A 22,110-nucleotide genomic window follows, 5' to 3' on the forward strand; every position below is an offset into this window, starting at 1 on the left:
TCATTCTACCTCCAATAATCTCCAAAGTTCTTCAGTATAGTCACAATCTATATTCCCATTTCCTTCAATAAAACGTCCTACAATTGCACAATCCACCTCTATACGGGCAAGATCACGTAAAGCAGTATCAGCATCTTCTTCCGGTATTACAGCTATGAGCACTCCTGAAGAAATAAGATGCAATGGATCGAAACATAAAGCCTCAGAGGTTTTTCTCGTTATAGGATGTATGGGAAACTTTTCCTTGAAGAGCTCTATGCCCAGATTTGTCAATTCCATCAACTCGGAGAGACCACCTATTATGCCACCTTCCGTTGGATCATGCATAAATCTCGCATACTTTCTGAGTACCTTTGCTTCTTTTAAGATGCTAGTTCTAGAAATCCAACTCTTTGCCTCCTCTATTTCAGAGGGAGAAAGAAATTTACCTAACAAATCCGGTCTGTCAGCTGCCAGAATGGACATGCCTTCTAACCCCGCATGTTTGGTCACTAATATCAAATCCGAAGAGACAATATGATCTGCAGAAAGTACTCTATTTGCTTTCCCTACCATAGTCCCACATATTACAGGGAAAGTATATCGCTCATTTATTTCGGTATGGCCACTCACTACGGCCACTCCCATCTCTTGGCAAGCCTCATGTATTTCTCTGGCAACAGCTTCTATCGTGTCCTTAGTGGTGTGCTTTGGGAAGATCATGGTAGTCGCAAGGTAACAAGGATCTCCTCCTTTTGCGGCAACATCATTTGAGTTCACCGTAACGAGGAGTCTACCAGCCCCCTGAGTGGCCCCAACTATGGGGTCTGTTGTAATAACCAGATAATCTCCCTCTCCCCACTTAATAACAGCCGCGTCTTCCCCAACCTTAGGGCCGACAAGCACTTCCGGCCTTTTAGAGCCACAAAAGGATAACACCACACTTTTTAGGGCTTCTGGGGGAAGTTTTCCGCTGTTAAATTCTTGTAAGACTTTATTTGGCACCATTTTTTTCACCTCTGATGCTCAAGATGCAGCCACAGTAATTTTGTCTATACAAACCCAACTTCTTGCTCATTTCTACAGATCGTAAAAATCCGTTGTTTTTCCGCCATATGACATCTATCCAGCGCAGGCCATACCTTCGTGCTACACTCCTACCTATGCCGTTTATTAGACCTGGTTTCTTATGAGGACTTATGGTAAGCGTAGTGCCCAAGCAGGTAAATCCTTTACTGTTAGCAATTTGGGCCGCTCTCTCGATCTGGGTTTTTATACACAAAGCGCACCTTACTCCTCCCTCTGGGAAATAAAGGTTGCCTTTTAACTTTATAAGCCACGATAGTGGATCATAAGAGTCGATCAAAACAGGAGCTCCAAAAAATTCAGATAACTGAATTACAGCATTTAACCTTTTTTTATATTCATTTTCAGGTTGAATGTTCGAACCATAAAAATACCCTACAGTCTCCATACCACTATCAAGAAGCTCTTTCCAAGGTACCGTCGCATCTGGCGCACAACATATATGCAAAAGGGCACGGCCCTGTATCTTCATCTAAGTTACACTCCTCACAGTAGATGCAAATACAAGATAGCCTGTGTGCCCAATCATCATATCTTCTGGCCTTATTCTTTGGGCATTAATTTTATAATAGCGCACCAACAACTCCATTACTTGAACATCCACATATTCATGTTTTTTGAGACCTTCAAGAGTTTTTTCTATTTGATTCGTTGTAGGAACCAAAATACCCAATCTGCTTCCACCTGCTAAGGCTTCCTTCGCACGTTCTAGGTAGTCCCAAGGGTTAGGCACATCCAGAAAAAGAGCATCCACATTCCTCTCATCAAACCCCTCAGCAATATCCTTCACTTTAAATTCAACCCTATGAGCAACATTCCATTTTTCGCAATTACGTCTGGCTAAGCGTGAAAATTCTTCTCGCTTATCATATGTATATACTCTTCCTTCATCTCCTACAAAATGGGCCAGCGCAGCAGTTAAACTTCCAGAACCTGTTCCACACTCTACCACTGTTGAGCCAGGGCCTATCCCCAGAGATACAATTATCATGCCAATTTCCTTAGGGTAAATAATTTGTGTTTTCCTTTTTATTCTTCTACTAAACTCCAGCATATTAGGCCTTAATATATAAAATATACTCCCTAAATGAGTTCTAACCTCCTCGCCATACGAGCGGCCTATTATGTCATCATGTTGTATCACACCAAGTCGCGTGTCTATTTTGGAACCTTTTTCCAAATTTAACAGAAAAGTATCCCCTTTATCAGGTGACCACAAAAAAACAATATCCTTGTCTTTAAGCATATCATCAACTCCATATCTTAATTTTCTTCAGCATGTTTCATGTTTAAAGACTTATTACACCTTCTGGCTCTTCAAAAGAATTATATATTTCATCAAACTGATGACCAATTTCTTTGAATAAAGAGACCATCGTTGGGTCAAAATGGAAAGGCTCTATTCTTCCATCTCCCTGCGTTATTATCTTATAAGCTTCTTCATGAGTCATCGGCTTCTTGTAAGCCCTCTTAGAACGCAAAGCATCGTAAGTATCGGCCAGAGAAACTATTCTGGCCTCGATAGGAATGTCCTCACCTGCTAATCCGTAAGGATATCCACTACCGTCCCATTTCTCATGATGATAAAGACATATAGATCTGCCTATTTCCAACCAACTCGCATCACCTAATATCTCAGCACCCCAAATAGTATGTTTTTTTATAATATCAAACTCTTCTGTTGTAAGAGCCTCACTTTTAGTTAATATGTCCAATGGCACCTTCATCTTCCCTATATCATGCAGCCTCGAAAAAAGGGCTATGTCCTCCACATGGTCCGCTGGCAACGACAAAGATTTAGCCAATAAAAAACAGTATTTCTCCACCCTTTCCAGATGGGCTGAAGTCTCCTCGTGAAAAATAGAAGTTATTGCCTGAATTCTTTCGACCATGTATTGGTAAGATTGTCTCAAATTCTGCAATGTGCTCTTTGAGTCTATCATTCCCCCTATATAAGAAGCTATAGGCAAAAGAAGATCTAATATTTCCCGATTTTCCCTTTTGTGTTCACTCCAGCCTAAATAAATAACGCCTACAGGCCTACCTAGATGAAAGATAGGGAATATGGCCTCGCTCTTAACAGGAGCTCCCAAAGTCAAGGATAGAGGATCAGAATATACATCCTCTATCCATATTACTGTATCTTCTTTTAACGGTGTACTTTTCAATCTAATATCCAAACTCTTTTTGACTTCAGACAACTTAACACCATAACCGCTCTCAGTATAAGGCAAATATTCATTTCCTTCTTTTTTCGAAATCACCACTTCACCTGCGCCTGCAACCTCCTTAACAATATCTGCAATCCTACCCAGTCCTTTGTGAAACCCTGTGTTCATGGTAACAGTTTTAGAGACCTCAATTATCCTCCTCCAAGCTCTATCTCTTATAACTAAAGCCTCATTAGTAGCTTTGAGGGTTTTGTTAAGGTCGGCCATTTTTTCCCCACTTGCCAATAGTTTTTCCTGTTGATAAACGTAACTCTGGAGTGCGCTGGAAAGGGCTTGGCATAGTATACCCACTTCCTTGAGTCTGCTGCGAGAAACTATCTCTCTTACTCCCCTAGCAACTCTAGAAACCGTGGTGGATAAATCTTTGGGGGACGTAGCAGTGAACAATCTGTCCTGCATATCTGAAGCTAAAGCCGTAATCTCTTCCATTGGAGCAAAAACATACTTGAAGATCAAAAAGCTCATGCCTATTATCATTATAATCAACAAAATATCAAAAGCTGCCATCCCTATAATACTATCGCAAAGCAAATACAAAAAGTTTCTCAAAGGCAATAACACATAAAGAGCAACGGTACCTCCTATAATTGCTTTACTTTTACCCCAATATATCTTCCCATAAAGGTCCTTAAACCAAGGGCCTTTAACATTGTAGATTGCCGGCCCATCCGCCCCTCCAGGGCGATTTAAAAAATAAGGCGGGTCCTCCCATAATACTTCTCCCTCAGGCCCCAAAAACACTAACATCCCTTTTGTGCTAGTTAGATGCAAAGCTCTCCTTAGCCACTGAAAATTAGGCACAATCGGCAGAAGGCTGATTTTACCATGTGAGGAGCTTCCCAATAAAAGGGTATAACCCCTCCCTTTTTGGGGAATCTTATAAAGGACATAACTTCCTTCCACAATAGGCAATTCATTATTCAACAACTTAGAAGTTAACGAGTAGTCATCCTCGTTAGTAGAAAGCCTAAACGCCCTCAATCCTGAAGCATTTATGCTCCTTGAAGTTCCCGTATCTCCTCTAGGGAGGGAAAACTCCTTCAAGTAAAACAAATCTTTTTCCATTTGCTTTGATACAACATTAAGCCCGCTTAGTAGTGATTCGTTAATCTGTTTATATTTCCATTTTATTTGGACATAATAATTCAATGAGAAATTGCCCAGCGAAACAAGAAGCAAAAATCCCATGAATGCCGCAAACAGTTTACGGATACTCATTTAAAGTCCTCCAACATAATTCTATGCGAACCCCATAAGCTTTCTCTTTATATTGTACACTATACACCCCTACTGAAACTATTATAATTAAAGTGAAGATTATCTATCTTAAGGCTGTTTCAGCTTAAAAACTACGGGGACTAGAACTTTACCTTCAATATTTGGAACAAAAAGCCATTTTTTGATAGCTAGTCTCGCAGATTCGTCCAAAAGCTTGTATCCGCTACTTTTGTTCACCAGTACATTTACAACCTCGCCATCTTTGTTGATATCCACTTCCAAAAGGACTTCCCCTTCCATACCTTTTCGCCTAGCAATCACAGGATAAAGAGGAGAAATTTTCTTAAGTATCATATCTTCACTAACTACTCTCAGGTTTTGAGCTTTCCCTTGAGTATTAGGCCCTGCTCTGTCCTTTGACAGTTCATTATTCAAATCAGTTGCACTCTCATCTGTAGTGTCTGAAGAGTTTTCTGTTTTACGGTCTTCCACAATCTTTTTCTGAACATTAGAGGGTTTAGATACTAATTCTTTTGATGAATGGGGTTCAATTTTCTTCAACGAAGTAACCGTTTTCGTTTTTTTATTTATTACATTTACACTCTCTTTCTTAGGCTGTTGCGCATCTTTTTCCTTTTTTCTAACCTCCCTGAGAGCTTTTTCATCAGAGGCTACAGGCTTTTCCTTCTCCTGAGAAAGAGGTTGTTCTATCTTTGGAGTGACTTTTTGAGTTTTATAATTAACAAATTCCAACTTCACTAATATCTTATTAGTGATATTTTTTGTTTGCTGGGGTTTAGAAATCCCCGGCAGGAATTTCAAAAGTAAGCAGTGAACAATAATACTCACTATTATAAATACAGCGAAACGCTTCAATTTTCTCTTTGCTCCTCTACTAGAAGCCCCGCTTCTGAAATCCCGGCTTCCTTAAGCACATCAAGGACAAATATCACTTTTTCATAAGGCAAGTCTTTATCGGCAGCAACTACTATGGCTCTACCTTTAGTAGTCATATTTTCTATAGCTGTTTTAAGGTTATTTCCCTTCACTTCTTGATTACCTATCTTTATAGCTCCACCTTCAAGGATCTCAATAATGATTGGTTCGGATGTAGAAGGCACACCCTTCGCTTTTGGCAAGGTGACATCTATCTGCCCTTTTGCAAAAGTGGTCGTTAGAACCAAAAAAACTATCAACATGAACAAAACGTCAATTAATGGAGTAAGCTCTACTTCTGGAGAAGTTTTTGGCCTTCTACGCACATTTCTACCTTCTTTCCATAGAGACTACTTAAACTTTTTACTACAAGTAACGCTGTTTCGGGTATCTTAGGGCCAGGGTGAAATAAAAGATCACTCTTTACAAAAGTTACCCTTTTCTTTTTAATCGCTTCAAGTGGCAAATCTCCAAATACGTTTAAGAAATCATCAACATCAATGGACATTCCCGTTTTAGCAGACGCAATCAATATAACGTCGGGATTCAATAAGAGAAGTTTTTCCCTATCTATAGTAGGAAAAGTGAATTTTATGTTTCCCGCTGCATTAGGCACTCCTATCAAGTCCAATATATCATCTATGTAGTTATAACCTCCAGCAACCGTAAGAGGATCATGCCACACCACAATAAGAACTGAAGGGCTGCCCCCAGGGAAGGTGTTTCTCACCATTGCCTTTACATCATCAAGATGCCTAGTAATACTGTTCCAATTTTCTTTAGCCTGTTGGATGGAGTCCAGAGCCTCTCCAATTTTATAGAAGCTGACCTCAACCTCACTTAAACGCCTATGAGGTTCTATTTCTAGGGTGTGGATGCCAAAGTTATCTAATTTTTTTAATATCTTATGATGAAACGTAGATATACCTATCACTAAGTCAGGCTGTAATGACACTATCTTTTCGAGTGAAGGGGTAGAAAACCCACCAACAACAGCAATCTTCCTCTCGCATGTGCTTCTAAAACTATCATATTTCGTGACTCCTACTACCTTTGATGCAAAGCCCATTACTTCTAAGGATTCAGTTATGCTAGGTGCCAAAGATACAACTCTCTTAACAGCCGACTCCCCTCCTACAGAAGAAACGGGAAATAAAAGGTCCTTAAACAGCATAAAAGAGCACAAAACTAAAATCAACGTTGTTTTATTGGTTATTACCCTTCTCATTCTCTCCTCTCCTCAACAATTTTTCCCTTATAATGAAATCTACTCCCCTGTAAAGGGTTTCCTCCATGTCTTCCACCTTTGATTGCAAATAAGTCAAGCTCAAAATGACTGGCACGGCAAGAGATAATCCTGCCACAGTGGTAATTAATGCTTTCCAAATTCCCTCAGCCATAACAGCCATATTAGCGCCACTAAACCCAGGCAAATTTCGGAAAACATCAATCATTCCCAGTATAGTTCCCAAAAGGCCCAAAAGCGGGGCAATCCTTGAAATCACTGAAAGAAAACTCAGACCCCTTTCGAGCTTGAAAAGTTCTCTTCTCACCTCTTGCTCAAGTAAAATCTGCAACGCATCTGAATCTGCCTCCCAATGATCCACGGCTACGCTTAGCACTCTATGAAGAGACGACTTCCCAGATTTCAAGAGATCTGCTGCACCTTTGGAATCCCCCAGATACAGCCGCTCCCCCAAAGCAAGTTCCAATTTTTGTGGGTCTGTAGAGTGAACTTTGAAAAACCAAAGCCGCTCCAAAACAATAGCCAAAGATAAAACAGACAAAAACAGCAGAACCCAGATGATGGGTCCGCCGTAAGAAAAAATTTCCATGCTAATTACCCCTTTTTAAAATTTTAATCCTAGGCTAAATGTCTACTAATTACCTTTATCAATTTATCCGTGGACAACCCCATCATGTCTATCACTTCTTCAGCCGTCCCAGAGTCTCCATATCTATGAACCCCAAGTTTTACTAACTTGGACATACAACCTAATTCCACCATCTTCTCAGAAACTATTGAACCAAGCCCACTACCACAATGATGATCTTCATAAGTAACCACTAACCCTGTCTTAGTGGCCTCATTTATAGTATGTTCGTCTATCTGCAACGGACAACTTACGTTGAAAACCTTGGCATAAATCCCCTTAGCCTTCAGTTTTTCCCAAGCCTCCACAGCTCTGTAAGCCATATGGCCACAACACAAAATTGCCACGTCCGATCCATCACGCAGCAGGTCTGACTTCCCATATTCAAACACATAATCTTCATCATAATATGGGGTGCCATCTTCTTTGGTTATAACCGGCACCTTGCTTCGTCCCATAGCCACACATATATTACCGTAAGTACCAATAGACCATCTCACTGCCCTGTCCGTCTGGTTAGGATCAGCAGGAACGACCAACTTCCATCCAAACATATTTCTCAACAAACCAATATAATCTATGCACTGGTGGGTCTTCCCGTCCTCTCCTACATCAAGTCCCACATGGGTTAAAATCAACTTCAAGTTCGTCCCATTAATGTCATTCAACCTCTGCTGGTTGTAAACCTCTGACAGACCAAAAACGCCAAAATCAGCCCAAATACTTATAACACCACTGCAAGAGGCAGCACCAGCGACTGTCGCCGTCGCATGCTCTTGGATTCCCATCTCAAAGAACCATTCTGGACAACTTTTCGCAAAATCCCCAACCTTTACGGAGCCGGCCAGATCACAATCAAAAACCAAAATTGGAGTTTTACCTGCAATACCGTAATTAGCAGCTCCTATATCCACTAGAGCTTTACCAAAAGCCGATCTACAATCTGTTTTTATGTCTGGAAGATATATTCTAGGGGTTCCAACATCCACAACAACTTTATCTTCCCTGGATACTTTAGCAATTTCTTTGCTAGCATCCGAAGCCCTGTAGGTTTTCGCCTGAACTAATAATTCTGAAGATCCGCCCAGCTCAGCTACGGCCTTTTCATATTCTTCATCAGAAGCAGCCTTTCCATGATAGGCAGGGGTTCCCTCCATAAAGGAAATACCTTTCCCCATAATGGTTCTACATAAAACTACAGAAGGTTTACCATCTTCCATAGCTTGCCTCAAAGTTCTATAAAGAGAGGCAAAATCGTGCCCATCCGCTTCGTAAACAGACCAACCATCTGCAATCCAAAGCTCCTTAAGATTAAAAGGCATCACTTTTTCCAATCTACCTGATATTTGTATATCATTCCAGTCCACCAACACAGTTACATTGTCTAAACAGTTTTTAACAGCTACCCTACGGGCCTCTGCAACCTGCCCTTTGATTTGTTCTCCATCTCCCATTAGCACGAATACATGATTGTCCAACTTTTTCGCTCTCTGCGCCAATCCAAAACCAACACCGGCTGCCAACCCTTGCCCAAGGTTGCCACTGCTCCAATCTATACCAGAAACTTCCCTTTCAACATGGCCTGGAAAGGGGCTACCGGCTTTCCTGAAAAGCGCCATAGCCTGATTGGGATCCAAAAAACCATAATATGATAGGACGGCATAAGCTGCGGGAGAGGTATGACCATGACTTATTACAACATGATCCCTTTCTATATTCTCTACATTTTGCGGTGTTAAATTAGCAAGACCATAGACAAGAAGATACATTTCCATACTGGATAAAGATCCACCTATATGACCGCTCTTTGCCGTTGTAGTCATAGTAAGGGCCCATAACCTGCATTTTTTTGCTGCTTTTTGCAGTTGTCTAATGAGGTCCTCACTAAGATCTTCCTCTTTATAATTACATAAAACTTCCTTGATATTCGGCTTCATTATTCAAACCACTCTCCTTTCATTCGAGCACTGAAATTATACCCTCTAACGAGCATAAAAAAAACGGCGGTCTTAAAAGACCGCCGCGCTACTTTCGATTGTTTATTAAGCAAGCACTTCTTCCGCAGGAGTATAAGGCAATCCCCATGCATCAGCAACGCCCTTAAAGGTAACCTTGCCTTTGTACATATTCAAGCCCTTTAAGATAGCTGGATTCTCCTTACACGCAGCCTCCACACCTTTATTAGCCAATGGCAATCCATAACGGATCGTGTAATTGTTCAAGGCAAAACTGGCAGTTCTAGCATAAGCACCAGGCATGTTAGCCACACAATAATGGATCACTCCATCAACAACAAAAATTGGATCGCTATGAGTAGTAGCCTTAGAAGTCTCTGCACAACCACCTTGATCAATAGCCACATCAACTATGACCGATCCTGGTTTCATCATCTTCAGATGGTCCTTTTTAATAAGCTTCGGTGCCTTCGCTCCAGGAATAAGAACTGCTCCCACAGTAATATCTGCTTCCTGTAAGGCTTTCTCCAAGTTCACCTTATCGCTGTAAACTGGGAACACGTTGGCTGGCATTATAGTCTCAAGATACTCCAACCTATCTGGATTTATATCCAGGATAGTTACTTTACATCCTAAACCAGCAGCTACTTTCGCTGCGTTAGTTCCAACGGTTCCGCCCCCAACTATGGTCACATTTGCTGGCGCCACACCAGGCACGCCCGTGGGAAGCAACCCCTGACCACCGTAAGGCCTGGCAAGGTAATAAGCTCCCATCAGCACAGACATTCTTCCCGCTATCTCGCTCATGGGCTTGAGAAGAGGCAACGAGCCATTTGACTCAGTAACAGTCTCATAGGCTAGTGCTATTATCTTCTTTTCCATGCAAGCCTTGGTCAACTCTTCATCAGCAGCAAAGTGGAAGTAGGTATAAACAAGTTGTCCCTCTTTCATCCTGTCGTATTCCTCAGGAAGGGGCTCTTTAACCTTTACTATCATATCCGCTACGTTCCACACCTCATCGGCCGTATCCAATATTTTGGCACCGGCTGCTACATACTCTTCATCGGTAATTCCAGAACCTAGTCCTGCACCTTTCTGAATAAACACCTCATGGCCTGCTGCCACATAAGCGTGCACAGCGGCTGGTATCAACCCAACCCTATATTCGTGGTTCTTGACTTCCTTGGGACACCCTATCTTCATTTAAGCTACGCCTCCTCTTTAGCTTGATAAATTACGCTAGCCGCAATGTATATTGTATATCTTCCTATTAAAACCTTCAACCCCCTAGTGCCTTTATTTTATGTCCTATATTAGGTCAAATCTAAACGTAAATTCTGGGAACCCTCGGGGTAAATAGGTTCGGTATTTCGTAGTTTATAGTACCTAAATGTTTCGCCATCTCCTCGGGGGTTATTTCCTCGTCACTTTGTTGACCTATCAAAACAACTTCATCTCCTACTTTAACGTCTGGTATGTGAGTAACATCAACCATAGTTTGATCCATACAGATACTACCCAATATCGGGGCTCTCTTACCCTTTATTAGCACTTCGGCTTTCATGGAAAAACTCCTAGCATATCCATCATGATACCCAATAGGCAAAATTGCTATCCTATCGTTTCCCCTCGTCATATATCTCAAGCCGTAGCTTATTCCGCTACCTTGAGGCAAAGTCCTGACACAGGCTACCTCTGTAACAACTTTAAAGACTCTCTTCAATTCTATTTCTTTCCGGCACCATTCAGAAGGCCACATGCCATATAAAATAATTCCCGGCCGAACAGCATCCATATGCATTTGAGGGAAATTCAGAGTACCTGCACTATTGCAGCAATGTCTAATTCTAAATCGTACGTTTTTTGTCCTTAAAACATCAAGCACATCGCAAAAACGCCTAAATTGCAGCTGGGTGTATTCTCTGTTACGCTCATCAGCCGTAGCAAAGTGGGTAAAAATACCCTCAAGTTCAAGGCCCTTCATCGAGAGAAGTTTTTCTACCACATCCGGAACCTCTTCGGGCAAGAAACCAATACGACCCATGCCCGTATCTACCTTAAGGTGAACCCTGGCCACCTTTCCCAAGTCAATGGCCACCTTGCTGAGGGTTTCAGCAAAAGAAAGGTCTGTGATCGTTGCCGCTATATCTTTCTGCACATATTCCTCAGCTGCTATTATAGGAGATGGGCCTAAGACCAAAAGGGGGACAGAAATTCCTTTCTCTCTGAGAGTAATAGCCTCATCAGGAATCGCAACGGCCAACCTGGAACATCCTGCATCAACAAGTGTCCTTGCAACCTCGAGCATCCCCATACCATAACCGTTAGCCTTGACAACACCAATAACTTGAGATTGCTCTTTTACCAGCCCCTTCACCTGAAGAAAATTGTGCTTCAGGTTCTCAAGGTCAACCTCCATCCTCGTTGGACGAAAATTCAAAGTTATCGCCCCCTAAAACTAATATTTGCGGGGGATACAATTACCTTATCCCCCGCAACGCTCAAACTATTTCACTCGCACTATACCTACTTGATTAACCCTTCTTTCCTCTTTGTATCAAAATCTTTGACTAGCTTGCGCATTTCGTTGGACAGCCACAGTAGCGCTATCAGGTTAGGGGCCGCCATTAACCCATTCATGGTATCAGACAAATTCCATATGTTCGACAGGAATTTACCGCCGCCACCCCAAGCACCCACTACAACTACCAAGATCCAGAGAGCTTTATATATTGGGGTTATCTTCAGACCAAAGATATATGTTGCTCCAGTTTCACCATACCAGTACCATCCCAAAATGGTCGAGAAAGCGAACATAGCCAAACCGGCAGACAAAATCATAACCCCGCCCCTACCTAAAACAGATTGGAAGGCCGTCAAAGTTAGCTGGGCTCCAGTAAGTTCTGGCGATCCCGTAAGGGTACCGGTCGCCAAAATGCTTATACCTGTTATGGAGCACACAACTATCGTATCAGTGAAAACTTCAAAAAGCCCATAGCAACCCTGCCTTATAGGGTGATCCACAATGGCAGTAGCATGTACCATAGGGGCAGAGCCCAATCCTGCCTCATTGGAGAAAACACCTCTGGCCACTCCCTTGGTCAAAGCCATTTTCACAGACCACCCTGCTATTGCACCAGGCATAGCCATAGGATCATTAAACGCATATTTCACCGCCTGTCCTATTGCGGCAGGAACCATGTCTAAATGCATAAATACTACGATAAGTCCACCTATAATGTAAAAGATAGCCATAAAAGGAACTAAATAGGTCGTAACATCCGAAATTCTCTTCAATCCACCCAATATAACCAATGCAACCAAAACTGCTACGACAACACCAGATAGCCAGTGAGGAATCCCATACCCCAAATATAGGGCCTCTGCTGTTGAATTTGCCTGTATGGCATTTCCAATGCCAAAGGCAGCAAAAGTCGTGAAAAAGGCAAACAGCCACGCAAGCCATTTTTGTCCAAGTCCCTTTTCCATAACGTACATAGTGCCACCACGCCAGTTGCCTGCAGCGTCTTTTTCTCTGAATCGCACAGCAAGGGCTACTTCCGTCATTTTGGTAGTCATCCCAAATACAGCAGTGACCCACATCCAGAAAAGAGCACCCGGACCTCCTAAATGCAGTGCTGTGGCAACCCCTGCTACATTTCCGGAACCAACAGTAGAAGCCAAGGCTGTAGCCAAAGCGCCAAAAGAAGAAATAGTTCCTTCCCCTTCGGCCTTTTTGCCCAGCTTGCCTAGCACTTCTTTGAACATAAACCCAAAATATCTAACCTGAGGAAAACCTAAAATAATGGTAAGGTATATACCTGTTCCTACCAGTAAAGCCAACATAGGTGGTCCCCAAACAAACCCATTGACTATGCCGTTAATCCTCATTAAGGCTTCCAACTAAAATCCCTCCTTCTAGCTTCTCTACCCATACAACTCCTCCTAACTGCTCACCCTTATAACCTTCCATACACGAAACTCCCTTCTCTCACCCCCCTTCACAAATAATCTTTACTTAATTATAACACGTCACTCAGGAATAGTTCCTTCCTTTGTTCCAAACAGAAACACAAAAAGAGGTATTATCCCTTTTCGCGAACTAACATATACTCTACGAAACATCAGGGACAACACCTCTTTTCGAGTTTTAGTTTTTTCTTTCTAAAACACTCTACTTTAGAAACTATTTATATATAACCCTTCTCCTTAAGCACCTCAGAAGCCCTAACCAATTTTGCTGCAGGTACTTTAACCACTGGACCAGTACATCCCATTGCAGATTCAGCATAAATTCCGTTTTTCCACAGCTCCTTGACTGCCCCCTCTATGGACAATACATCTATGCCATGAATCTCTTCTTCCGTAGGCTCTGCTGGCGGAGCTGTTACATCCTCTTCCTTTGCGGCTGAAGTGCTATGGCGCAGAGAATCCAGTACCGACGAAAGCCCAGCTTTCTCAGCTAACTTCAACTCCTGGCCTAATACATCCTGAAGGCTGCCCCTAGTTGCATCTGCCGTAAACTCTATGGCATTGGCTATAACTGGGGCACCTGAAGCCCTAGAGATTATAGAGACTATGTAGGGCCACCCTTTCCCTATTGAAGGGCCATATCCCCAGCCTACAGCTTCATAGTTACCTCCTGTGGTGAAGGCCGAAAAAAGCTTGATCAAAACGTTACCCGTAAGGGTATCGGTAACACAAACATCAACGGCGCCAGCAAGAAGATCGTTTCCCCTTAAGATCGCTCCACCGTCCTTACGTATGCTCTCTCCGAACTTCAATGGATATCCTTTTTCTACTAACTCAGACAGTTTTCTGTAGACCACCTGGGCACCTTCAATGTTCAAAATTCCGATCTTGGGCTCCTTAATTCCTACAGCCTTTGCCACAGCGCTACCATATATGGCGTTGAGCACCATGGCCTCCAATCTAGAAGTAGAGCTCGTGCCTGTAGTGGATGCAATAAACATTGCCTTACCTCTTCCTGGGGTTACTACTCTCCCTATAGTAGTAACTCCCAAGGGGAACGGGTAATGTAAAGCCACTGCCCCATCTATAGTTCCAGATTTCAAAGCATCTTCCATAGCTTTCGCTATTTCATTTTCATCCCTTGAGGTCTCAATCCACTCAAAGCCATGGTCCTCCTTTGGCTTAGGGCCTATCATTACAACCTCCACACTTTTGTTTCTAGATCTAGCTAGACAGGCCCCTTCCAGCAGCTCTCCATCACCATGCTCACTACCTGAAGCCATAAGTCCAACTTTTATAGGCTTTTCTCCATAGCGAGCCTTCTGCACAATTACAGAAAGTTCTTCTCCTATAATTTTCTTTAAATTATCCATAAAAAACACTCCTCATTATTGCTGTTTCTTAAGGTCTTCTGCCAATCCTTGCAGGACATCCAAAACAGCCTCTCTTATTTCTTCTCTTGTAAGAGCTGCCTTTTCTTCTTCTTTCTGGCCCGGCTCAATAATAAAAGATGCCCCATCAGAAAGGTTTGTAAGTCTCGCCAGGAACAAGCTGCCCTTACCTATAATCATTGCTCGTTTCATCTCATTGGCCTTTATTGCATCACAAGCATGCCCGATAAATGGAACCCCTGAAGGAATGTGTCCCTGTGTGTGGGCAAAGCCAGGAATACCCTTGTTTTTAACAAATTCGTTCATAGCACTCTTCTCCAAGCGCCCTTTCATAACAGCAAGTGCAGCTATCATTTTAAAGTTGGCCAAAGGCACATCCCCGGCACCTGCAGGTAAGGTTATTTCCGGTATATGAAGTTCTGCTGCATATTTGTCTATATCGTTGAAATCCAAGCCCAGCTTCTGCAGGGGCTCCCATACTAAAGCACTTGTAATGGCCTGGGGTGAAGCTCCAGCTGCAACGGAGTGTTTGCCTAGGGCATCCAACCTAATCACTGGATTTTCTCCGTCCGAGGGGCCAAGAAGAACAGCAAAGCCTCCAAGACAGTCCTCAAGAGCTGGCATATCTTTTTTAATATGATCTCTACTGTTCATAAAAAGTTTAGGAACAGCTCCCCCAGCCAAAACTACAACGTTTTTTCTAGCACCAGATGCCACCTGGCATGCTCCTGCTATAACTGCGTTTACCGGGCCAGCACAAAAACTTCTCACATCACATCCAGAAGCATTGACACATCCAGCTATCTCCGCAACGGCCTTAGCAAAATTGCCGCCACCTCTCTGGTTAGCGTCTCCTGCAGCTTCCTCAGAACATTCTACAACGTAATCAATTTCTTCAGGTTTGATACCAGCGTTTTTCATCAAATGAAGCAAAGAAAGCACTCCACCTGCTTTGCAAGCTATATTTTCTAAAAGCACGTAAGATGACAGGCATTCATCAGTCTCGTGCCCTCTTCTGCAACATCCAACAACCCTTTCGCCAAGATACAGAGGAAGTGCTTCGTTTTCGTTGACCTCCTTCATTATTTCTTCCTGAGGATGACCTGCTTCAAGTCTCTTCAATTGGGATTCGTTCAAAAGGGAATGACCTTCCAATTTGCTTTTTATTTCAGAAGCAAAGATCTCTTCCAACCAGATTATGTCAAAGACATCACATATATCCATAAGCCCAATAAATTCATCTTCGGGCATGATTTCCCCGTATTTACCGAAGCGATCACAACTTTTCAATCTATTTTCATACATAGGGCTTGGCTGCTGCTCCAATTCTGCTAGGGTTATTCCTCCTATATAGGCCTGATTAGGAGCATAAGCACAAGCTTCCTTGTAGCTCTGCATTTTATTTTTTAGATTTTTGATAAATTCCGTCTCGCCTCTTAAAAGTCTCTCTGTAAACGGAGTATTACCGTAGTGAAAAGCAATGTTTGGAACATGATTCAGACAGTAAGAATAGCCCTTTATTGATGCTTTAGCCATTTTTGTTTCCTCCTCCTAAAAAGGTAAGGGGAAAGACACGTCGCGCCTCTCCCCTTACCTAGTATTATTAATCGTTAAATACCGTTTGATCTTCCACCTCGGTCTGAAGAGCTTTAAGAGCCTTCATTACAAGGTGCTTGCGCAATTGCTTCTCTTCTTCAGGTGTTTTTGTTGGATCTCCTAATGGATGAGGTATAGCAACAGCAGGAACTATTCTATTGGCTCCTACCGTTAAAGAAATAGGAACTATGGTACATACATGCACTACCGGCAAGCCGGCTCTTTCAATTTCCTTTACGATCGTTGCACCGCAACGAGTACAGGTTCCTCAGGTCGAGGTCACAATCACAGCAGTTACGTTAGCATCCTTGAGCTTCTGCGCTATCTCAGCACCAAATTTCTTGGCGTTCGCCACAGATGTGCCATTACCAACTGTGGTATAGAAAGTTTCGTGGAATTTCTTGATGACCCCTTCTTTCTCTAACTCCCGCATAACGTCAACAGGCAGCACCCTGTTTGGATTCTCATTAGCGTATGTGGGGTCGTACCCACCATGGGCCGTTTCATGAGTTTCAGCAGAAAGAGATTCCACGCCTGCCAAACTATATTCTCCATATTTAGAAGCACTGGAAGCCTCAATGTGATCAGGGTTGCCTTTAGGGACAATTCCCCCCGATGTGACAAGAGCTATAGTTGCCTCGGCCAGATTTGCTACAGGAGGATTAGGTGGTACTCGATCAAAAACAGGCATGGGATATTCTGTTGTGTAAGGTTCGCCTTTTAGTTTCTTCACGAACATATCCACTGCCCTTACGGCTCCTATTTTATCCGCAAAATAGTTAATTCTTACACCTTTCGGGATATACCCTTCCTCTTCTGGCTTACCTATAGGTTCGCCACGCAGTTGCTTAAGCACGAGCTTCGCCATAACAGGAATGGCATCTTTCATCCCTCTAGCGCTATCTGCGGTCTTGACTATATACGTTGCCTTCTTGAACATGTCCACGCCTGGGTTTTCCTCATACATACCAGTAACAGTAGGTATATTGAGCTCGTTAGCAACAGCTTCACATACTGCTCCACAGGCCGTGCCGTATCTGCCTGCGTTGAAAGCTGGACCTGCCACTACCGCATCAGGCTCAAACTTGGCAATGAGCTCAAGTATCTGTTTTTTTGCCTCTTCTATGTTATCGGCAAAGTAGGAATCTCCACATATAACAGTCCCTACTATTTCCGCATCTCCGCCTAAAGCACCGTTAAGGGCCAAACCGGGACCAACCGCTCCATCTCTGGCTTCTGGCCTGTAATCGGCCTTTTCTTCTCCACCTACACCAGCAAAAAACTGGTTTATGTAATGTACTACCCTGTATGCCATTCTTCCCCCCCCTTCCGCAGATATCTACGATCTACAGTGAATATTTGCTATACTGTTCTCTAATCTTTTTAACTGCAGCTGCTAATGCTTCCGTATCAAGAACCATCTCCATCATGCCGACCTGCTCTTCCCAAACAGAGGGGTCTGCTTCTCCCTTGATTTCCTCCTCAAAAACGTGGTAAACAGCGAGTCCCAACGAGACTCCTGCCAACGGACCTGCAAAGGTTGGATCTCCATTAGTAACGGTCTCAGCATATATCTCGGCGCCTTCTGGATCTGAAGAACCCAAAACTACAACCACGTTCTCAGCACCGTATTTTTCTGCTGCATCCTTAACCCTTTGCTGATTTTGCAGGTCCATTGCACCTGCAGCTGTTCAGACGAAACACTCTGTGACGGAGAAAACTATTTCTGCGCCACTATTCTTCAAGCTTTCCTCCATTGCTGGCCCGGCTACACCATCGCGCTCACCTAGGAGGATCAGCTTTTTCCCTGTAAGCTTACCCATGCACTACACCTCCTATATATTCAAGATCTTACCCTGTGTAAGCAGCTATTCTATTGAAACCCAGTTCGTTAGTTGCTCCAGTTATTGCCTGTATCTCCGTTTCTATTGAGCCATCTTCCCTTAAGGAACCATCAAACCCGCCTGCTATGATATCTGCGTATTCTGGGAAGCCTATCACCTTTTCCATCTTAGGCAGCACAACCACTTCATTGGCGTTTCCTGCAGTAACCACTGCATCTGCCTCGGAGCACGCATCGGCCAGAGACTGGCTCGCTCCATCTCTTCCTGCGTATTCGTCTGTCAAAAGAACCGTTTTGATGCCTGCTTTCTCTGCTTTGCGGCAATTCATGATTAGGTCAGTATCCGGGTTCCCAAAACCTTCTTCCGTAATAATCAGACCATCTACACCCAAAAGTCTGGCAAGCTTTACAGCATATGAAGAGCTTCTCTTCTTGTCTGCAAGAGTAGTGTTTTCGTTGGTTATTATGCAGCCAACAAAGTTAAAATCTTTGCCATGCCTTGCGTACATTTCTTTTATAACTGGATTGTTAAGATGGGAATAGGTGTTATTTTTATCGCATGCCGAAACACAGTTACCTGAAACTATTGCTCCGTCCATGACTTCATTTGGATGTATTAGAGTAGGTAGTATCTTTTTGGCATCTACCCCATAAACGTAGGTATCATGTAACAAACCTTGCGATTGGAGCATGTACAAATATGCAACTTTAGGAAGTCCCTCATGTGATTTCATAGCTTCTGCAAAGCAAGGCAACTCGTAAGTCTCTACTTCATCAGCTGCAGCACCCTTTACAGCACATGCCAGGTAGTGGGCCGTCTTGAGTCCAGCCATACGGCAAGCAGCTTCATATTCGTGTTTTTCAAGCCCCTCTTTGGGTTCAAAAACTAGTACCACGTTGTTTGTCTTAGAGAAAGGAGTGTAATCTGCCCCAGGACCTGACATATCAATAATACCTTCCTGGAAACCAACTATCCTTCCGCAGGTCACAACTGCAGCCCCAGAAAGCACTAATGTCTTACCACAACCTACCGTATCAACATCCCCTATGAATCCAGGGAAAACCTCATTTTCACCCTCAAGCTTGCACCGAGGCTCCACCACATCTTTAACAGGTAGTATCCTTACGCTCTCACCTGGCTTAGCAAAATCGACGGAGACTTTAGCAAAACGCTCATCTTCCAATAACATCTCCTCTATTTCTGCCTTATTGACATAGAGCGTACCCCCATCAAATAAGGTTTTATCGCCCCACTTCAAATCAGTAACTTTGACTTTATGTAGCTCAAGCTTCAAACTCAATCCCTCCCTTCGTTATCGTATTACTCCCGCTACAGGAGTTTTTCAACTCTCTCCCTTATAGCTTCGGGCGTAACATCTCCACCAGTAATTCTTTCCTTCAGTTCTCCATCCTTATAGAATAGAAAAGTAGGAACGCCCATGACTCGCAAAGATATTACCAACCTCCTGTTTTCTGCCACATTCAGCTTGCAGAATTTAACCTTCCCCTCGTACTCTTTTGCCAATTCCTCGACTTGGGGCATCAATGCAAGGCAAGGACCACATTTAGGCCCCCACAGGTCCACTACTACAGGAAGGTCACTCTTAAGAACTTCTTCCTCATAATTATCCTTGTTAACCTCTATCATGCGTTTCACCTCCTTTTAAATAACCAATTTATTCCCCACTCTGAATGGGAATTACCAGCCAGTATTAATGCCATTACTAATAGCCTTAGAAAAATCATACTTTATGCCATAGCGGTTTAAATTAACTGAGACAAGGTATAAGTCAAGAATAGCGTAATCCTCAGCTACGCTTTCAACTCGGGGGGGATTTTTTGAACCTTCAGGCATGCCAGAGCGAAATTTGAGAATGCTCTTTTCTATTAGTCCCAAAGATTCCAAATCCACATTAAATGGCTTGTGTTCCTTCGACACTCGCAACCCAAGGAGGATAGTTCTATAAGGTTGCTGTCTGGGAGTAAAATTACCATATAGAGGATGATTCAGAAGGGCCCATCCTTGATGTATGTAATCCCTCGCCTTCTCGAGAACAGATAAAGCATCACCTTTTACAAACTCGAGACAATCAATTTGCCCTTCGAGGATTTTATTATTGGATATGACCTTATATTTTTCATATTTGCCGAACATCGGAAACCCCCTATTACCTGAATAGGTGGGTTCTCTGTTCTTGCGTCGCTGCTCTTCAACTTAAAGCTCAAAGCAGCCACGTGTTCAGAGACTCGTCCAGCCGCAATCCTTTAGCCTGAGAGTTTCCCTTCAGCTAGAACAGCTGAGGTTGCACCTTCGGCGCCCCGTATTTCTACAAGCACTCGGGGTCTCTCTTGCGACCTTCATCCGAACCTAGCAAGTGTATTTTTGCACAAATGCTTACAACGGTCAACCTTGTTTATTATAAGCCAAAACAAAAAAACAATAAAACCGGGCAATTAACTGCCCGGTTTTATAATACCACTTGACAATAAAATACTTGTTACCATTTCAGCCCTGTTATAAATATATAGGCTATCGCAACTGGAGCCACTATTCTGCATACCCAAAGCCAAGCTGTCTCAAGCCCAAAAGGCACAGTACCATTGTTGGTAACCTCTTTCTTCGCTCCTTCTGTCCATATCCAACCCACAAACAAAGCTATGAACAGGCCACCCAAAGGCAGCAGCACATTGGAGGCAATAAAGTCCGCAGAGTCAAGAAAATCTCTACCTCCCAATTTGGGCAATTTACCCGCCAATCCTAAAACAGAAGGTATACCCAATAAGAATATCAGTAATCCATTTGTCCACGCGGCCTTTGCCCTTGACCATTTCATTTCATCGATAAAGTAGGCAGAAACAACTTCCAAAAGGGATATGGCCGAAGTCAAAGCAGCGACAAACAGAAGCAGGAAGAACAAACCGGACCAAATTGCGCCCCCTGGCATCTTGGCAAAAACATTGGGGAGGGTAATAAAGGTAAGGCCAGGCCCTGCTCCAGGCTCCACACCGAAGGCAAAAACTGCTGGGAAAATGACCAAACCTGCAAGGAATGCCACCGCAGTATCCAAGAAACAGACCTGCGCTGCAGCACCAGGAAGGACTTCTTTTTTATCCAGATAACTACCATAGGTAATCATACAACCCATACCTAAAGACAAAGAGAAAAACGCTTGCCCCAACGCTGCCCCAAGGGTTCCAGCATTAATTTTGGAGAAGTCAGGCTTAAGGTAAAATGCTATACCTTCTCCTGCCCCCTGCAGAGTAACAGCTCTGACAATCAAAATCAACAAAATGATGAATAGGCCAGGCATCAAAATCCGGCAATACTTTTCAATTCCTTCGCCTATTCCCTTATAAACTATATAAGTAGTTATTATCATAAAAAGTGCCTGCCAAGCTATAACTGCACCTGAATTGGTTATGAATCCAACAAAGAAATCCCCCGCTTTCCCCTGCTCAGCAATTTGCATAAGGCCTGTAAAGGATTTAAGGAAATATGCTATAGTCCAGCCCGCAATAACGCCATAATAAGAGAGAATTATGAAACCCGCTGCAACCCCCATCCAACCTACAATAGTCCAAGCGCCTCCTTTGAGCTTCTTGAAAGAACCAACAGCATTAAGTTGAGCAGCCCTTCCTATGGCTATCTCTGCAAGCATGACGGAAAAACCTATGACAAAGACCAAAGCGACGTAAAGCAAGACAAAAGCAGCACCACCATTTTGCCCCGTTATGTAAGGGAACCTCCATATGTTACCAAGCCCTACAGCCGAGCCTGCTGCTGCCAGAATAAAACCCAACTTAGAACCCCACTGTTCTCTTTCCGCTCCGTTACTCATACTATCCCTCCTATCGTTTCTTCTATATTATTATCCTATTTATCAACTACAAAATTTTCAGACCATCACCTCCTTCTGATATCTTATACTATATTATAAGTATTTTTTGAATTTTCTTGCAACGTCTATGATTGTTTTTTTAAAAACTTTGTAACAAAAGTTCAACTTTTTACTCCTCAATAAGCTATCA

The 22,110-nt window shown here is 43.0% G+C and carries 20 protein-coding genes and 1 riboswitch; all 20 genes read right to left on the reverse strand.

Features of this window, described 5'->3' with window-relative positions; all coding sequences use genetic code 11:
- A complete protein-coding gene (locus H0Z23_RS01685; RefSeq protein ID WP_296867189.1) occupies nucleotides 1-987 on the reverse strand; it encodes an AIR synthase family protein in 987 nt (328 codons plus the stop codon).
- Nucleotides 974-1,537 (reverse strand): epoxyqueuosine reductase QueH, encoded by a 564-nt coding sequence (locus H0Z23_RS01690; RefSeq protein ID WP_296867191.1) that lies wholly within the window; start codon nucleotides 1,535-1,537, stop codon nucleotides 974-976. The genes H0Z23_RS01685 and H0Z23_RS01690 overlap by 14 nt, the downstream gene beginning before the upstream one ends.
- Nucleotides 1,538-2,311: a tRNA (adenine-N1)-methyltransferase gene (locus H0Z23_RS01695; RefSeq protein WP_296867192.1), complete on the reverse strand. Its 774-nt coding sequence runs from the start codon at nucleotides 2,309-2,311 to the stop codon at nucleotides 1,538-1,540.
- Nucleotides 2,312-2,354: 43 nt separating this feature from the next.
- Complete coding sequence (locus H0Z23_RS01700) at nucleotides 2,355-4,514, reverse strand: HD domain-containing phosphohydrolase (protein WP_296867194.1); 2,160 nt, start codon at nucleotides 4,512-4,514, stop codon at nucleotides 2,355-2,357.
- A 108-nt stretch (nucleotides 4,515-4,622) separates the two neighbouring features.
- Nucleotides 4,623-5,273, reverse strand: coding sequence for an energy transducer TonB (locus H0Z23_RS01705; protein WP_296867195.1), 651 nt, complete (start codon nucleotides 5,271-5,273; stop codon nucleotides 4,623-4,625).
- Nucleotides 5,274-5,386: 113 nt separating this feature from the next.
- On the reverse strand, nucleotides 5,387-5,776 hold the full coding sequence (locus H0Z23_RS01710) for a biopolymer transporter ExbD (protein ID WP_296867197.1): 390 nt from the start codon (nucleotides 5,774-5,776) through the stop codon (nucleotides 5,387-5,389).
- The gene (locus H0Z23_RS01715; protein WP_296867199.1) at nucleotides 5,743-6,678 is read right to left on the reverse strand and encodes an ABC transporter substrate-binding protein; all 936 of its coding nucleotides are present in this window, start codon (nucleotides 6,676-6,678) and stop codon (nucleotides 5,743-5,745) included. The genes H0Z23_RS01710 and H0Z23_RS01715 overlap by 34 nt, the downstream gene beginning before the upstream one ends.
- Nucleotides 6,656-7,285 (reverse strand): MotA/TolQ/ExbB proton channel family protein, encoded by a 630-nt coding sequence (locus H0Z23_RS01720; protein WP_296867202.1) that lies wholly within the window; start codon nucleotides 7,283-7,285, stop codon nucleotides 6,656-6,658. The genes H0Z23_RS01715 and H0Z23_RS01720 overlap by 23 nt, the downstream gene beginning before the upstream one ends.
- A 29-nt stretch (nucleotides 7,286-7,314) precedes the next feature.
- Nucleotides 7,315-9,261: a transketolase gene (locus tag H0Z23_RS01725; RefSeq protein ID WP_296867204.1), complete on the reverse strand. Its 1,947-nt coding sequence runs from the start codon at nucleotides 9,259-9,261 to the stop codon at nucleotides 7,315-7,317.
- Between the two features lie 105 nt (nucleotides 9,262-9,366).
- Nucleotides 9,367-10,482, reverse strand: a complete 1,116-nt coding sequence (gene ald / locus H0Z23_RS01730; protein ID WP_296867206.1) for an alanine dehydrogenase — start codon at nucleotides 10,480-10,482, stop codon at nucleotides 9,367-9,369.
- Nucleotides 10,483-10,603: 121 nt separating this feature from the next.
- Nucleotides 10,604-11,719 carry an alanine racemase gene (alr, locus tag H0Z23_RS01735; RefSeq protein ID WP_296867208.1) on the reverse strand — a complete coding sequence of 372 codons (1,116 nt, stop codon included), beginning with the start codon at nucleotides 11,717-11,719 and terminating at the stop codon, nucleotides 10,604-10,606.
- Between the two features lie 86 nt (nucleotides 11,720-11,805).
- Entirely contained in the window at nucleotides 11,806-13,182 is a 1,377-nt protein-coding gene (locus H0Z23_RS01740; protein ID WP_296867210.1) for a sodium:alanine symporter family protein, read from the reverse strand.
- Between the two features lie 287 nt (nucleotides 13,183-13,469).
- Nucleotides 13,470-14,624, reverse strand: a complete 1,155-nt coding sequence (gene grdD / locus H0Z23_RS01745; RefSeq protein WP_296867212.1) for a glycine/sarcosine/betaine reductase complex component C subunit alpha — start codon at nucleotides 14,622-14,624, stop codon at nucleotides 13,470-13,472.
- 15 nt (nucleotides 14,625-14,639) lie between these two features.
- On the reverse strand, nucleotides 14,640-16,178 hold the full coding sequence (grdC, locus tag H0Z23_RS01750; RefSeq protein ID WP_296867214.1) for a glycine/sarcosine/betaine reductase complex component C subunit beta: 1,539 nt from the start codon (nucleotides 16,176-16,178) through the stop codon (nucleotides 14,640-14,642).
- 67 nt (nucleotides 16,179-16,245) lie between these two features.
- Nucleotides 16,246-17,553: a glycine reductase complex selenoprotein B gene (gene grdB / locus H0Z23_RS01755; protein WP_296867216.1), complete on the reverse strand. Its 1,308-nt coding sequence runs from the start codon at nucleotides 17,551-17,553 to the stop codon at nucleotides 16,246-16,248.
- A 31-nt stretch (nucleotides 17,554-17,584) separates the two neighbouring features.
- On the reverse strand, nucleotides 17,585-18,061 hold the full coding sequence (gene grdA, locus H0Z23_RS01760; protein ID WP_296867218.1) for a glycine/sarcosine/betaine reductase complex selenoprotein A: 477 nt from the start codon (nucleotides 18,059-18,061) through the stop codon (nucleotides 17,585-17,587).
- Between the two features lie 28 nt (nucleotides 18,062-18,089).
- Entirely contained in the window at nucleotides 18,090-19,376 is a 1,287-nt protein-coding gene (locus H0Z23_RS01765) for a glycine/sarcosine/betaine reductase component B subunit (RefSeq protein ID WP_296867220.1), read from the reverse strand.
- Nucleotides 19,377-19,411: 35 nt separating this feature from the next.
- Entirely contained in the window at nucleotides 19,412-19,729 is a 318-nt protein-coding gene (locus H0Z23_RS01770) for a thioredoxin domain-containing protein (protein ID WP_296867222.1), read from the reverse strand.
- A gap of 51 nt (nucleotides 19,730-19,780) precedes the next feature.
- Complete coding sequence (locus tag H0Z23_RS01775; RefSeq protein ID WP_296867224.1) at nucleotides 19,781-20,236, reverse strand: GrdX family protein; 456 nt, start codon at nucleotides 20,234-20,236, stop codon at nucleotides 19,781-19,783.
- Nucleotides 20,237-20,329: 93 nt separating this feature from the next.
- A riboswitch (glycine riboswitch) is annotated at nucleotides 20,330-20,443 on the reverse strand.
- A 136-nt stretch (nucleotides 20,444-20,579) separates the two neighbouring features.
- On the reverse strand, nucleotides 20,580-21,920 hold the full coding sequence (locus H0Z23_RS01780) for a sodium-dependent transporter (protein WP_296867226.1): 1,341 nt from the start codon (nucleotides 21,918-21,920) through the stop codon (nucleotides 20,580-20,582).
- Nucleotides 21,921-22,110: the final 190 nt, after the last annotated feature.

The sequence above is a fragment of the Thermovirga sp. genome (genome assembly GCF_017656375.1).
GTDB lineage: Bacteria > Synergistota > Synergistia > Synergistales > Thermovirgaceae > Thermovirga.